15 protein-coding genes are annotated in these 13708 nt (G+C 38.4%); 9 read left to right on the top strand and 6 right to left on the bottom strand.

The annotated features are described in order from the left end of the window. Nucleotides 1-9: 9 nt before the first annotated feature. Nucleotides 10-231, bottom strand: coding sequence for a DUF6341 family protein (locus tag J1G40_RS00175; protein WP_265240246.1), 222 nt, complete (start codon nucleotides 229-231; stop codon nucleotides 10-12). Nucleotides 232-282: 51 nt separating this feature from the next. Here J1G40_RS00175 and J1G40_RS00170 point away from each other — a divergent pair, with 51 nt between their 5' ends. Genes J1G40_RS00170 through J1G40_RS00160 form a run of 3 tightly spaced genes read left to right on the top strand, consistent with a single transcriptional unit; the run spans nucleotide 283 to nucleotide 2947 of the window. Further along, nucleotides 283-1221 carry a hypothetical protein gene (locus tag J1G40_RS00170; protein WP_265240245.1) on the top strand — a complete coding sequence of 313 codons (939 nt, stop codon included), beginning with the start codon at nucleotides 283-285 and terminating at the stop codon, nucleotides 1219-1221. Between the two features lie 30 nt (nucleotides 1222-1251). Further along, nucleotides 1252-1854, top strand: a complete 603-nt coding sequence (locus J1G40_RS00165; protein ID WP_265240244.1) for a DUF4254 domain-containing protein — start codon at nucleotides 1252-1254, stop codon at nucleotides 1852-1854. Further along, complete coding sequence (locus tag J1G40_RS00160; protein ID WP_265240243.1) at nucleotides 1841-2947, top strand: glycosyltransferase family 9 protein; 1107 nt, start codon at nucleotides 1841-1843, stop codon at nucleotides 2945-2947. The genes J1G40_RS00165 and J1G40_RS00160 overlap by 14 nt, the downstream gene beginning before the upstream one ends. Nucleotides 2948-2955: 8 nt before the next feature. On the opposite strand, the gene J1G40_RS00155 is transcribed toward J1G40_RS00160, so the two are convergent. The 5 genes from J1G40_RS00155 to J1G40_RS00135 all read right to left on the bottom strand — a co-directional run bounded on the left by J1G40_RS00155 (nucleotide 2956) and on the right by J1G40_RS00135 (nucleotide 7344). Continuing rightward, complete coding sequence (locus J1G40_RS00155; RefSeq protein ID WP_265240242.1) at nucleotides 2956-3573, bottom strand: TetR/AcrR family transcriptional regulator; 618 nt, start codon at nucleotides 3571-3573, stop codon at nucleotides 2956-2958. Nucleotides 3574-3809: 236 nt separating this feature from the next. Continuing rightward, on the bottom strand, nucleotides 3810-4865 hold the full coding sequence (arsS, locus tag J1G40_RS00150) for an arsenosugar biosynthesis radical SAM (seleno)protein ArsS (RefSeq protein WP_265240241.1): 1056 nt from the start codon (nucleotides 4863-4865) through the stop codon (nucleotides 3810-3812). Nucleotide 4866: 1 nt separating this feature from the next. Beyond that, on the bottom strand, nucleotides 4867-5202 hold the full coding sequence (locus J1G40_RS00145; protein WP_265240240.1) for an arsenosugar biosynthesis-associated peroxidase-like protein: 336 nt from the start codon (nucleotides 5200-5202) through the stop codon (nucleotides 4867-4869). 113 nt (nucleotides 5203-5315) lie between these two features. Further along, nucleotides 5316-6005, bottom strand: a complete 690-nt coding sequence (locus tag J1G40_RS00140) for a DUF2064 domain-containing protein (protein WP_265240239.1) — start codon at nucleotides 6003-6005, stop codon at nucleotides 5316-5318. Between the two features lie 289 nt (nucleotides 6006-6294). Continuing rightward, nucleotides 6295-7344, bottom strand: a complete 1050-nt coding sequence (locus J1G40_RS00135; protein ID WP_265240238.1) for a ferredoxin--NADP reductase — start codon at nucleotides 7342-7344, stop codon at nucleotides 6295-6297. Between the two features lie 128 nt (nucleotides 7345-7472). Here J1G40_RS00135 and J1G40_RS00130 point away from each other — a divergent pair, with 128 nt between their 5' ends. From J1G40_RS00130 to J1G40_RS00105, 6 genes are all read left to right on the top strand, one after another. Beyond that, nucleotides 7473-8945 (top strand): DUF5687 family protein, encoded by a 1473-nt coding sequence (locus tag J1G40_RS00130; protein WP_265240237.1) that lies wholly within the window; start codon nucleotides 7473-7475, stop codon nucleotides 8943-8945. Nucleotides 8946-9002: 57 nt separating this feature from the next. After that, nucleotides 9003-9698, top strand: coding sequence for an ABC transporter ATP-binding protein (locus tag J1G40_RS00125; RefSeq protein WP_265240236.1), 696 nt, complete (start codon nucleotides 9003-9005; stop codon nucleotides 9696-9698). A gap of 270 nt (nucleotides 9699-9968) precedes the next feature. Continuing rightward, on the top strand, nucleotides 9969-12524 hold the full coding sequence (locus J1G40_RS00120; protein WP_265240235.1) for a tetratricopeptide repeat protein: 2556 nt from the start codon (nucleotides 9969-9971) through the stop codon (nucleotides 12522-12524). 35 nt (nucleotides 12525-12559) lie between these two features. Continuing rightward, the gene (locus tag J1G40_RS00115) at nucleotides 12560-13030 is read left to right on the top strand and encodes a bactofilin family protein (protein ID WP_414855654.1); all 471 of its coding nucleotides are present in this window, start codon (nucleotides 12560-12562) and stop codon (nucleotides 13028-13030) included. Further along, the gene (locus J1G40_RS00110; RefSeq protein ID WP_265240233.1) at nucleotides 13008-13241 is read left to right on the top strand and encodes an AtpZ/AtpI family protein; all 234 of its coding nucleotides are present in this window, start codon (nucleotides 13008-13010) and stop codon (nucleotides 13239-13241) included. The genes J1G40_RS00115 and J1G40_RS00110 overlap by 23 nt, the downstream gene beginning before the upstream one ends. Nucleotides 13242-13251: 10 nt before the next feature. Next, nucleotides 13252-13635, top strand: coding sequence for a hypothetical protein (locus J1G40_RS00105; protein ID WP_265240232.1), 384 nt, complete (start codon nucleotides 13252-13254; stop codon nucleotides 13633-13635). Nucleotides 13636-13708: the final 73 nt, after the last annotated feature.

The raw sequence follows: 13708 nt of genomic DNA, 5'->3' as shown, positions 1-13708 counted from the left end.
ATATCCAATTTATAAATAAGAATGGGCGGTAATGCTTTTATCTTCTTCACCATTGTCATTGAATTTCTTCAATTGGTTAAGCCAGTAGACCATTGCTATGGCACCCAAAATAGCGAAAATCCAATTTACCATATTGGAAGCCCACCAGTTCTCCATGAACCTGAAAAAGTCATAAGGCCAGAAAAGCCCGTTTACGAATAAATCTGCTATACCTTCAAAAAATGCGCGCATCTTGGTTATATTTACAATACAAAAGTATAAAAACCCTGGAAACTTTCTAGAATGATTTCGAGCATTTTTGGAAAAACTAAACCAATTAACTACATCATACTACTGGCGTTTTTATTTATTTTCTATTGTACAGTTCATTTTCTCGTTTATAAATTATCTTTCACTATAGAACAATTGCTATTGCAATCCGTGGTGTTGGGCATTTTACTTTTCAGCATTTTTGTTGTTAATTTTGTTGTTAAACGCAACCAGATAACCGGGACAAATTCTTTCACAGCACTTTTTTATGTCTTACTAATAGTAGTGTTTCACGCCGTTGTATTGGATAATAATGCAATTCTATGCAGCTTTTTTCTCTTGTTAGCTCATAGAAGACTCATAAGTCTGAAGTCGTTAAAAGAAGTAAAACTAAAGCTGCTGGATGCCTCACTTTGGGTGGCTCTCGCTAGTATTTTTTACGACTGGGCATTAATCTATTTTATTTTAATTTTTGCGGCGATATATTTTTATGAACCAAAGAATATAAGGAATTGGCTTATTCCGTTTTTAGGAGTATTTACACTTGGGATAATTCTTTTTGGCTTCCTCACTGTTGTGGATCAACAACAATTCATATCCGATCATTATCGGTTTGAATTTTCCTTAGACATTAATTTCTTTGCGTATTGGGGAAACAGTACCAAGATGGTTATCTACGCCATTTTTGTATTGATTATAGGCCTGTGGGCATTTTTTAAACTAGGCAAATTGGGGATGGGCAAAATTATGACAATGAGACTCATTGCGATATCTTTTGCGATAGGAATGGGTCTGACATTGCTGAAGACCTCAGAATCATCATTTCCGGTATTAATCACCTTTTTTCCGGCCGCTGTTTTATTCACCAAGTATATAGAAGTAATCAAAAAAGTAAACATCAAAGAAATTGCATTGATGATATCAGTCCTTGTACCGTTTGTAATTTTTTTAGCAGAATGGATTGTCAAATAAACGGTATCTTTGCCCAAAATTTATAGTTCTATGTTCAGTGCTTTTGCTTTTAAAATATTTGATGAGAGTATTGCCAACTATCATGTGAAGGATGACGTGAATCAAGCATTTTCAAATCCTTATCCTGCAGATGAGATAGCCCATTTACTTTATCGGAAGAATTGGATTGATACTGTTCAATGGCACTATGAAGACATAATCCGGGATCCGGATATTGAGGCTACAGATGCACTGCAACTCAAGCGGAAAATTGATGCGAGCAATCAGGACAGAACAGATCTGGTGGAATATATCGACAGCTATTTCCTAAAAAAATATGAATCGGTTGATATTGAAGAGAATGCTACTGTAAATACCGAAAGCCCGGCCTGGGCGATTGACAGACTCTCTATTCTTGCCCTGAAGATTTATCATATGCACGAGGAAGCAAATAGAAAAGACGCTTCTGAGGACCATCTTCAAAAATGTCACCAGAAACTGGCGGTTTTGATGGAACAGAAGAAAGATTTATCACTGGCTATTGATCAATTACTAGAAGACATAGAGCTTGGTAAGAAATACATGAAAGTCTATAAACAGATGAAAATGTACAATGATGAAGAACTAAATCCAGTGCTTCGTGGAGGCAAATGAAAGCACTTCTGAAAATGTAAATTCTGCTTCTAAAAAGACCGAACATATTATAGCTATTCGGCTATCTGCGATGGGAGATGTGGCCATGGTGGTACCCGTACTTAATAATTTACTGCTTCAATATCCCGATTTAAAAATCACATTTGTAACCCGGAAGTTCTTTGCACCCATGTTTTCTTCAATGGAAAGGGTTTCGGTTTTTGAGGCCGATGTTAACGGAAAACACAAAGGGTTATTAGGACTTTGGAGACTTTACAGGGCCCTTAAAAAAGAGCAACCAGATGCTATAGCCGATTTACACAAGGTATTAAGGAGTGCTATATTGAAGTTTTTTTTCTCCTTTACATCCATTCCGGTACGTCAGATAAATAAGGGAAGGCAAGAGAAAAAGTCGCTAACCTCTCTAAAGAAAAAAGTCTTTGAACCTCTTAAATCCACACATCAGAGATATGCGGATGTATTCCGGGATTTAGGATATCCTCTGGAGTTAGATACTTCCAAAGTATTGCCTAAACGCGGATTGAGTAAAAAAGTGTTAGAGCTTACTGGCGATCACGAGAGGAAATGGGTTGGAATTGCCCCATTTACTGCTTATGAAGGTAAAATGTATCCGTTGGAGCTGATGAAAACAGTAATAAAAGAACTCAATAATACCAATGGGTATAAAATATTTTTATTCGGCGGAGGGAAAGCGGAGGTTAATACCTTAAATGCTATAGAAGGAGAATACAGGGGTGCGAAGAACATTGCAGGGAAATTGAATTTTGAGGAAGAACTTAGCCTTATTTCTCACTTAGATGTCATGCTCGCAATGGACAGCGGTAATGGGCATCTGGCAGCTATGTTTGGCGTTCCTACCGTAACCCTATGGGGGATAACTCATCCCCACGCAGGATTTTCTCCATTTGGACAGCCTACTGAATATGCTCTATTATCAGACAGGGAGCAATTTCCGGCCATACCCACATCGGTATACGGCAATAAATATCCCCAGGGCTATGAAAGCGCTATGTCTAGTATAGCCCCGGAAACTGTCGTACAGAAAATGATAGAGGTATTGCAGAAGCAATCCGGCAAAATGAATAAGAAGTAGCTATTTCCCTATACGATCTCTTTTTTAGCTGCTATAGACTTAAAATACTGCCTTAGTTGTATCATAAACCTGTATTTTCTTGCACTAGGGGTATTTTCAACCATAAAAGTTCTAATTCCCATATAAGAACTAATCAGAAATACAGCCACTCCTTCACTGTCTACATGCCTGTCTATATAGCCATTAAATTTCCCTTTTTGGATCACAGAAACCAAATTCACCTCCCAGATTTTCAATATATCGCTGAGGTGTTTCATGATCATTGGGTTTTTGCCATTAAATTCACTGATAAAATTACCTAGTATAAAACCAAAATCAAGTTCGTTGTGCACAGCAGTTTCCAGGGCATTCTCAAAACAGTTGGTTATTAGTTCCAGACTATTTTCATGACCTTCAATAGGTTCAATCAACATAGTATACATTTTGCGCACAACCAGATTTTGAATGATTTGTACAAAAAAATCTTCTTTTGAATCAAAGTGGTGGTAAAATGCTCCTTTAGATAAAGAGAGTTCCTTTAAGATATCATCAATACTTGTATTGTAATACCCATTGCGGTAGAATAATTCCAGGCCGGTTACTTGTAGTCGTTGCATGGTGGCCATGCGTTTTAGATTCTTATCCATAATATTAGATTTAAGGTTTAAACAGACCGCTTGGTCTACTATTAAAAACCTCTTACCACTATGGATAATTAATTTCGGGCGTTCAAATACTCCAATACTCGTTGAAATGTTAAAACCCCGGTAAAGTACAGCCAGTAGGGCCTTTTGAGCAAACCACTTAGTCGGTGAAATTGCCCAATGGACGATAAAATCATCATGGAATTAGGACTAAAAATGAAAAAAAAGGGTATTTTTTGCTAAGTAACAGTCCCCTGGCAACTACTTCCTGCACCTGCAGTACACCCATAACAATGTTGGGAAATAATAATGTTGCGATCATTTAATACCTCTTCATTATAATCCTTAATATGTTTTACCTTACTGGCCACTTTAAGACCAAGCATTTGGTTAAAGTCGCAATCGTATAACCAGCCGTCCCAACTTACAGATATAGTATTTGTACACATTACTTTCTCCACGGCTGCTGGATTGTAGGCATCTACAAGGGCATACATATAATCTTCGTAGTTTTCCGATGCGATCAGATAATCCAGAAAACGAGAGATAGGGAGGTTAGTAATGGCAAAAAGGTTTTGAAATGAGATATCAAAGTCTTCCATTAGGGCTTTCTTAAAATCCCTCTCCAGGGCAGCCTGATCTCCCGGCAGGTAGGCACCGGAAGGATTGTAAACAAGATCGAGCCGCAATTCACTGCCTTCCAAACCGTAGCCTACGGCATTTAGTTCTTGCAGTGCCTTAATAGATTTATCGAAAACTCCATCTCCTCTTTGTTTATCGGTTTTACCCCTGGTGTAATGTGGCATGGATGAAATGACATGGACATTGTGCTTCTTAAAAAACTCCGGAAGGTCATAATATTTTTTATTTGCCCTGATGATGGTAAGATTAGAACGCACAATAAAGTCTTTTATCCCTGCTTTAGATGCTTCTTCAACAAACCACCGGAAATTTGGATTCATCTCCGGGGCGCCGCCCGTCAGGTCTAAGGTATGGGCAGCTGTTTTCCTGATAACATCAAGGCATTGCTCCATGGTCTCCCTGCTCATTATCTCCTTTCTATCCGGTCCGGCGTCTACATGGCAATGTTCGCATACCTGGTTACACATATACCCCACATTGATTTGCAATACTTCCAATTTTCCTGGCTTTAAAGGAAATTGTCCTATTGCAGCTACTTTGTCCTTAAAGAAGGGAAGTTCACCCCGAGCAAAGATGCCCCCATTAAGAATATCCAGTTGTGTATTGCTTTCTGCAAGCGCTTCCTGCCTGGCTTTTAATGATTTTGTTGCCATGTTACATCGACAGTTTGTTGTATTTATTCATCATTTGAACACCATGAACAAGTGTAGCTCCACTTTCAATTGCAGCACCCGCATGAACAGCTTCCATCATTTCTTCCTTTGTAATTCCTTTTTGCAAACCGTCTTTTGTATAAGCGTCAATGCAATAAGGACATTTAACCACATGTGCTACAGCCAGTGCTATTAATGATTTCTCCCTTGCCGAAAGGGCGCCTTCTTCAAAAACCTTTCCGTAATAATCAAAAAACTTTGTTCCTAACTCTTCGCTCCATTCCGTGATCTTGCCGAATTTTCTTAAATCGGCAGCATCGTAATATGTATTTGCCATTTCTGTATGTATAATATTGTTGATATATAAGTTGTGAATGTAAATGTGATATACATCCATTTATCCGGACAAAATCCGAATTGCAATGAGCATTGCTGATTGTTTGAAAGTATTCAGGGATACCTGAATATTATAGGAGAGCCTTTGTTAAAGAAGATTGAACTGAAAAAGGTCTGACGATTGAAAAAAGACGATTGTATCCTTGTTTTTGGCGGTTGTAGCAAGTCTTGGATTACGACCAGAAGCGATTTTGTAATATTGTGAAAACGGGAAATAAACAATTTAAGATCTTCCCTGTTATCCAAATCGAAAAGGATTTTCATTCTTACTACATCCTTTCGCCGGGATACAAGATCTAACAAGGATTGATACAAATCTGAAGTTTGCCATGGGAGGTTAAGAAATTCCAAAGCTTTAAAATCGTCCCTGTGAATCCCCATCATATAAATTCCGCCATCTGCAGAAGGTCCCAGGACAATTCTTCTAGCCTGCAGCTGCATATTAGCCTGCAACAAGTCTGAAGTTTTTAATTGTGGACTGTCATTACCTACAGAAATGACATTTGAGAACCCCATTTCAAATACCCGCTCCAGGGCATTTACAAACCTATCTTTAAATGAGTCGCCTTTTTGTGAGCGTTCCGTAAAATGAAAGTAAGGCAAACCTGTGCTATGAACAGTGCTTAAAGTATGTTTGGTCAGAACATCAAAAATAGCTGTACTGTTAATATGTGGCTTATTGCTTAACTCCCTTTCAGAGGAGTTAGCAAAAATCAAAATCGCTGTGGAAGAATCTTGCCCCATGTTCCATTTAAAAACCGATATAAATTTACAATAAAACGGATTTAAGTCTTGGTCGAATCGCCACTTGTTTCATTACTCCCCCTTAAAAAGATTCAATTAATTAGTATAAGAGAAAACCGACCATTAGGTTGGTTTAACAAAGTAAAATTTTACTCAATAAATCCAATTATGGGTTATAAATAAGGGCCTTATCGATAAACGGCAGGAATGCTGAACAATATCGGGGAGATTGCATTAGAACAAACCATCCCGTCTGTTTCTTCTATCTGCATTTATATCAAAAAAGGGGCTAAACATCGTCGTAATCTACCTTTAAAGTGGGCGTAGTCGGGTGCGATTGGCAAGTTAGAATAAAGCCCTCTTCAATTTCCGAATCCGTGAGGATTTGGTTCTTCACCATTTCTGCTTTTCCTTCTGTTACCCTGGCAATACAAGTACTGCAGACGCCTCCCTGGCAAGAATAGGGCGCATCAATATTTTCTTTGAGCACCGCATCTAATACCAAACTACCTTTATCCATTGATAAACTAAACTCCTCATCATCTAAAATAACGGTTAATGCCGTTTGCCCATCCTGCTTTTCGGGAAGATCATCGCTAATCTCATTTGTGGTAAACAACTCAAAATGTATTTTATCTTCAGTTACATCATGAGTGGCCAAGGTATCTTTTACATTATAAATCATGTTTTCAGGACCACAGATATAATAATCATCAAAAACAAGACCCTTATGTTTGTTATTAAGGATGTAGTTAACCGTAGAAGACTCGATACGGCCAAATAAAGAATCTTCTTCCTGTGCGGTACTCAACATAAAATAAATAAAGAACCGATTAGAGTATTCTAACTGCAGTTTTACAAGTTCTGTATAAAACATGGTTTCTTTATAGGACTTATTACCATAAACCAAAACCAATTTGCTTTGAGGATTATCTTCCAATACGCTTCTGGCGATGCTCATTATAGGTGTAATGCCACTTCCTGCCGCAAATGCCAGTATATTTTTGGTTATACCTGAAGGTTTAAAAACGAACCTGCCTTCGGGCGGCATTACCTCCAGGGTATCCCCTTTTGACAATTTGGTATTTGCAAAATCGGAAAAGCCTACTCTATCTACTTTTTTTACACCAATGGTGATACTATCTTTCTTTGGGGAAGAGCTTATAGAATAGGCCCTCCTGAGTTCGGTCCCTTTAATTTCTTTTTTTATTGTAATGTATTGCCCCGGAATAAATGCGAAGGTCTGAATTAGTTCTTTTGGGATACTTAAGGTAATTGCCACAGCATTGGGAGTAAGTTGTTTTACCTCTGAAACACTTAGGGTGTGAAAATTGCTCATTTATAGAAAATTTTTGCAAAACTAAGCAAAGCCGGCTCCATTTAAAACGGAAAATGAAAAAATAGGTTCCCGATGTAACAAAATATATATTTGTGGTACTAACCCTACTGAGCTAATTCACCAACCGTATGTTCAAGCACTTTATCAATTTGCAATGGAAATCGTTTTTCAGATCGGCTTCCTTTAAGACCAATATTGCCTTCAAGATCCTTATGATTTTTGGGGCGCTATACATGATTGTTGTCTTTTTGGCTTTAGGAGTAGGCTCCTTTTTCCTGATTAAAAAGGCCGGTATTGGAGATCCTTTACATGTTGTAAACAAATTCTTTATCTACTACTTGCTAATGGATCTTTACCTGCGCTATGTGCTCCAAAAGATGCCTATACTGAATATAAAGCCTTTGCTTTATCTGCCATTTAAGAAAGGGGAAGTAGTAAAATATTCGCTGGGCAAAACTGTGGTTTCCTTCTTTAATTGGGGACATGCTTTTTTCTTCCTGCCATTTTCCATAGTACTAATAATTCAAGATTATAACCTTTTGGGCGTATTGGGATGGCATTTAGGAATTATGGCACTTTTTTACTGTAATAACTTCATCAACATCATGATGAATAACAAGGATATTGTTTTTTATCCTATGCTGGCCCTTCTGGCTGTACTCGGCATAATTCAATATTACGGATGGTTTGATATTACCATCTATACCGGGCAACTTTTTAACACCTTGTATTATTCACCATGGACGGCACTGATTCCCTGGCTACTTTTAGTTGTTTTGATAGTTGCAGCCTTCAACTACTTCAAAAAACATATGTTTTTAGATGGTGGTCTGGCAACCAAACAAACAGTTGCCCGGACCGAAGATTATACCTGGCTCAATAGATTTGGGAATTTAGGGACGTTTTTGAAAAACGACATTAAATTAATTAAGCGAAATAAACGGTCTAAAACGGCTGTAATTATGGGTTTCATGTTTCTATTTTATGGCCTGCTGTTTTTTACCGGAGCAATAGAAGCCTATGAAAACCCAGTTTGGAAGATATTTGCAGGGATTTTTGTATCGGGTGGTTTCCTGTTTAGTTTTGGCCAGTATGTGCCCAGTTGGGATAGTTCATATTATCCGTTGATGATGAGCCAGAACATCAGGTATAAAGAATACCTAACCTCTAAATGGTACCTGATTATCATTGCCACTATCATTAGTACGATACTCGCTTCTTTTTATATATATCTTGGCTGGGACGCCTATTTGGCCGTACTGGTTGGCGCCATTTATAATATTGGAGTCAATTCGTATCTTGTTTTGTGGGGCGGGGCTTATATTAAAACACCAATAGATTTAACTTCTAACAAAAAGGCCTTTGGAGATAAACAGGCGTTCAATACAAAAACCCTCTTATTAACCTTGCCTAAACTTTTACTTCCTTTGGTGGTTTATGCGATCGGACACTATACGATAAATCCGACTGCGGGTTACATATTTGTGGCCCTGACGGGAGTGTTAGGCTTTGCTTTTAAAAATGTGGTATTTAAAATGATAGAGAAGATTTACAAAAAAGAAAAGTATAAGACGCTGCTGGCCTATAAGCAAACCACCTGATTATAAAATTTAAATACGGACTTCCCGGAAGCTGGGAGAAAAGATAAATAACAGACAATGATAACATCACAAAATCTAACAAAAACATACGGGAGTCAGACCGTACTGAATATAGACCATCTGGAAATACCTAAAGGACAAAGTTTTGGACTTGTAGGGAATAACGGTGCAGGGAAAACTACCTTTTTCAGTCTTTTATTAGATCTTATACAACCTACTACCGGGAGTATTGTAAATAATGAGGTCCAGGTAGATGCAAGTGAGGCATGGAAGCCCTTTACTTCGGCATTTATAGATGAAACCTTTTTAATTGGGTATTTAACTCCGGAGGAGTATTTCTATTTTATAGGGGAGCTGAGAGGGCAGAGCAAGGCAGATGTGGATGAACTTTTATCTGGATTTGAAGATTTCTTTCATGGTGAAATCCTAGGCCAGAAAAAATATTTACGCGATCTCTCTAAAGGGAACCAAAAGAAAGCGGGTATAGTCGCATCCTTTATAGGCCACCCGGAGGTTATTATCCTGGATGAGCCCTTTGCCAATCTGGATCCTACCACTCAAATCCGGTTAAAATCGATAATACGAGACCTTGCTCAAAACAGAGAAGTTACCGTTTTGGTCTCTAGTCATGACCTTATTCATGTAACTGAGGTATGTGAGCGCATTGTGGTGCTTAATAAGGGAGATATTGTAAAAGATATCCAAACCTCAGCGGAAACCCTGAAAGAACTGGAAAGCTTCTTTGGCGGGTAAGTAGATTTGATGGAAAGCTAACACCATTTTTACTTCTGCGCCTCAACAGTCAACGGGCATATTGTAAAGTTTCATCACGCAAATTTGAAAGCTCTTTTCTTGTAGAAATTATGCGCAATTTTCGGCAATTTTATACACTCTGTGTCAAAAGAGCAATATATCGGCAATTCTATCTGAAGATGTATTAAAATAAAAAAAGGCATTTTGTCGATCAGCCGTATAATAATATGGTTGTTTTTCAGTTTAGAATACGAACGATTATCGGGAATTTTGAAGCTTCGAACTACTTTTATTTTATACATAATTTTTGGGGGACTACTTTTTAACGCGTGTTCCACAAAAAAAGACGCCTTTGTTAATCGCAACTGGCACGCCCTTAATACCAAATACAATGTCTTGTACAATGGCAATATTGCCTTTGAAGAAGGGAGAGAACAACTCAATCAGACCTATAGGGATAATTACTGGGAGATTCTACCAGTGGAGCGCCTGGAAGTTACAGAGGAAATAAAACTGGACTCTGAAGATAATAACCCCAATTTCATTATTGCAGAGGAGAAGGCCACCAAAGCCATTCAGAAGCACAGCATGAATATCGATGATGAAGAACGGAACCCCAAAACAGATGAATCATTTCTATTGCTTGGGAAAGCCCGCTATTTTGATCAGCGGTATATTCCCGCCCTGGAGGCATTCAACTATATCCTAAGAAAGTACGCCGAGAGCGACAAGCTAAATGAAGCAACCATTTGGCGTGAAAAGACCAATATCAGATTGGAAAATGAAGAGCTTGCTTTAAAAAACTTAAAACGCCTTCTAAAACTCGAAAGTCTTAAAGCTCAGGATTACGCTGATGCCAGGGCTATGATGGCACAGGCATATATTAATTTGAACGCCCCCGATACGGCGATCCAACAATTAAAAATAGCTTCGGCCTATACCAAAAAGAACCCCGAAAAGGGGAGGTACTATTTTATAATAGGACAACTTTACAATCAACTGGGGTTTAAGGACAGTGCCAATTACGCATTTGACAAAATACTTGATCTCAATAGAAAGTCGCCCAGGGTATATATGATCAATGCCCATATTAAGAAGATTCAGAATACGGAAGTTACCGATGAGAACAGAGAGCTAATGTACGAGTACCTTACAGAGCTTGAGGAGAATAGGGAAAACAGGCCATTTCTGGATAAGATCTACAGGGAAATTGCCCAATTCCATATGGGAAATGAAGATGATAGCCTTGGCCTTGTGTACTACAATAAATCTATAAGGGCTACACGGAATTTACCGCAACTCAATGCGTTGAATTACGAAAACCTTGCGGAGTATTATTTTGATGATAATGTATATAAGACAGCCGGGGCCTATTATGATAGTGTCCTGACCAACCTTCAGGAAAACACAAAAAAGTACAGGGCCACCAAAAAGAAGTTAGACAATCTGGAGGACGTCGTGGCTTATGAAGAAATTGTACAATATGTGGATAGTGTTACCACCATCTATAACATGCCCAGAGCTGAACAATCTGCCTATTTTGAGGATTATATCACAGAACTAAAGCGTATTGCAGAAGCTGCAGCCAAGGAAGAAGAAGACAGAGCAAGTGCCGGCTTTGCTGCTTTTGCCCAAACCAAAGGAGGCAAAGAAAATAAAGGAAAATTTTATTTCTATAATATAACGAGTCTGGGTTATGGAAAGACTGACTTTGTCAACAGATGGGGAGACCGCCAACTGGAAGACGATTGGAGATGGAGCAACAAAGCCAGATCTTTGCCTTCTGAGGCAACCGGCGACCTCATAACAGAAGCAGATAGTACGGGTGTTGATCTTTCTGAGGACCAGAAATATTCTGTCGATTATTATCTGGACCAAATACCAACAGATCCGGCAGTTATTGATAGTCTGAGAAAGGAGAGGAATTTCGCCAACTATCAACTGGGGCTTATTTACAAAGAGAAGTTTAAAGAGAATTTACTGGCTGCAGGAAAACTGGAAGATGTGCTGGGGGCCGATCCTGAGGAGCGCCTTATACTTCCCTCAAAATACAATCTATATAAGATTTATGAAGATGCCGAAAGCAACCTTGCTGATGGAATGAAACAGAATATTATCCAGAATCATCCGGATTCTCGTTATGCAGAGATCCTGCTAAATCCACAGGCGGTATTAGAGAATGCTGCTGATAGTCCGGATGCCAAATACGCTGCTTTGTTCAAACAATTTCAGAACCAGGAATTCCTGAAAGTCATTACCGGGGCCGAAGACAATATCAATACCTATACAGGAGACCCGATAGTACCCAAATTTGAGATGCTTAAAGCCAATGCAATAGGAAGACTTCAGGGGTATACCGATTTTAAGGAGGCGCTGAATTATGTTGCCCTAAATTATCCCAATAATCCTGAAGGGAAGAAAGCGCAGCAGATGATTTCGGAGCAGCTGCCCAAGTTAGAACCAAAAGAGTTTTCAGAAGAAACTAATTCTACCGGTACGGGGAATTGGAAAGTTGTTTTTCCATTTAAAAGGCAACACAACGAAGCTGCACTCTTTTTAAAGAAAAGACTCGAGGCTTCTATAAAGGACCTTAGGTATAAAAATGTAGTTTCAAAGGACATTTATAATCTGGAAGATCAATTTGTTGTAGTACATGGATTTAAATCCAGGGATTTTGCTTTGGGTTACGTTGAATTGCTAAAAATTAACAAGGATTACAAGATTGATGTTGAGAATTTTGTTATTTTGTCCTCTAACTATAAAATAGTCCAAGTACATAAAAACTTAGAAGAATACAACGCGCAAATTTTAACCCCAAAACCATAAACAAAATGTTTTCAGATAACAAAAAACCTAGAACTATGAACGAAATTGGTGGACAACCCAACAGGATTGAGAAGAACACTAAAATCAAAGGAGATATTATTTCCGAAGCGGATTTTAGAATAGACGGAAAGCTCGATGGTAATGTAAAGACTTCGGGAAAAGTTGTTATAGGCAAAGGTGGCTATATTCACGGAAAAGTAGAATGTGTAAATGCAGATATTGAGGGTAGTTTTAACGGAGAACTTACAGTGTCCGATTTACTTTCCTTAAAAGCATCTGCAGTTATAGAAGGAAACGTCACTGTTTCAAAACTGGCTGTTGAACCTGGAGCAACATTCAATGCATCGTGTACGATGAAAGGAAAAGGAGGAACCAGTAACTCCCCCGGCACCTCAAAAGGCTCATCTATAACCTCCCAGGGAGGTAGCGGAAGCACCGGCGGTTTCAAATCTTCTGTAGGTAGTACCAGCTCTAGTAGTGCAAATGAAAGAGCAAAAGCCTCCTAAGAAAACCAATTCGGTAAATTCATATGCCAAATATTCCGGTATCGCCATACAAATGTTGGCCATTATCGGCTTGGGTACTTATGGCGGGGTTAAGCTAGATGAGTACTACCCAAATAAATATCATGTGTACACCCTGGTATGTTCTCTGGCGGCAATTGCCATATCGATGTATTTTGTGGTAAAACAAGTGTCTAATAATTCTAAAAACTGAGAAAGCCCGAATGACTAAAGATATTGGCAGCTTTTTAGTAAAACTATTGGGTTTTTCATTACTGCTCTTTTTTGTTCACTTTTATATTCTTTCCCAATTCTTCACGGGAGAGTTGTATTTGCCACTGTGGTCTATATACTGTTTTAATGCTATAATGGTGTTGGCCGTATATCTGATACTTCGTTACTATAGCAAGGAACAGCCTTCCAATGTACTGAAATATTTTCTACTTCTTACCCTCTTAAAAATGGTCTTGGCAATTGTCTTTTTACTGCCTATATTTTTGAAAAAATCTGCCCATTCACAACTGGAAATCTTTAATTTTTTTATTCCCTATTTTTTGTTCCTGATCTTCGAAATAATGGGGCTCACCAAATTTCTTCAAAAAACCTGAACAAACTGGCGTAGAAGTTTGTCAGTTAGCAGAATGTGTGTATTTTTGCAGCGAATTTTTCAGGAGGTTTTTT

It is taken from the genome of Muriicola sp. Z0-33, from assembly GCF_026126425.1.
Lineage (GTDB): Bacteria > Bacteroidota > Bacteroidia > Flavobacteriales > Flavobacteriaceae > JAFMPW01.
The sequence above is the reverse complement of the archived record's forward strand: the minus strand, read 5'-3'. Positions and strand labels throughout refer to the sequence as shown.

Coding starts and splice junctions, on each gene's coding strand:
- J1G40_RS00175 (WP_265240246.1), bottom strand. CDS start 231: ATGCGCGCATTTTTTGAAGGTATAGCAGATTTATTCGTAAACGGGCTT.
- J1G40_RS00170 (WP_265240245.1), top strand. CDS start 283: ATGATTTCGAGCATTTTTGGAAAAACTAAACCAATTAACTACATCATA.
- J1G40_RS00165 (WP_265240244.1), top strand. CDS start 1,252: ATGTTCAGTGCTTTTGCTTTTAAAATATTTGATGAGAGTATTGCCAAC.
- J1G40_RS00155 (WP_265240242.1), bottom strand. CDS start 3,573: ATGGATAAGAATCTAAAACGCATGGCCACCATGCAACGACTACAAGTA.
- arsS (WP_265240241.1), bottom strand. CDS start 4,865: ATGGCAACAAAATCATTAAAAGCCAGGCAGGAAGCGCTTGCAGAAAGC.
- J1G40_RS00145 (WP_265240240.1), bottom strand. CDS start 5,202: ATGGCAAATACATATTACGATGCTGCCGATTTAAGAAAATTCGGCAAG.
- J1G40_RS00140 (WP_265240239.1), bottom strand. CDS start 6,005: ATGGGGCAAGATTCTTCCACAGCGATTTTGATTTTTGCTAACTCCTCT.
- J1G40_RS00135 (WP_265240238.1), bottom strand. CDS start 7,344: ATGAGCAATTTTCACACCCTAAGTGTTTCAGAGGTAAAACAACTTACT.
- J1G40_RS00130 (WP_265240237.1), top strand. CDS start 7,473: ATGTTCAAGCACTTTATCAATTTGCAATGGAAATCGTTTTTCAGATCG.
- J1G40_RS00125 (WP_265240236.1), top strand. CDS start 9,003: ATGATAACATCACAAAATCTAACAAAAACATACGGGAGTCAGACCGTA.
- J1G40_RS00115 (WP_414855654.1), top strand. CDS start 12,560: ATGAACGAAATTGGTGGACAACCCAACAGGATTGAGAAGAACACTAAA.
- J1G40_RS00110 (WP_265240233.1), top strand. CDS start 13,008: ATGAAAGAGCAAAAGCCTCCTAAGAAAACCAATTCGGTAAATTCATAT.
- J1G40_RS00105 (WP_265240232.1), top strand. CDS start 13,252: ATGACTAAAGATATTGGCAGCTTTTTAGTAAAACTATTGGGTTTTTCA.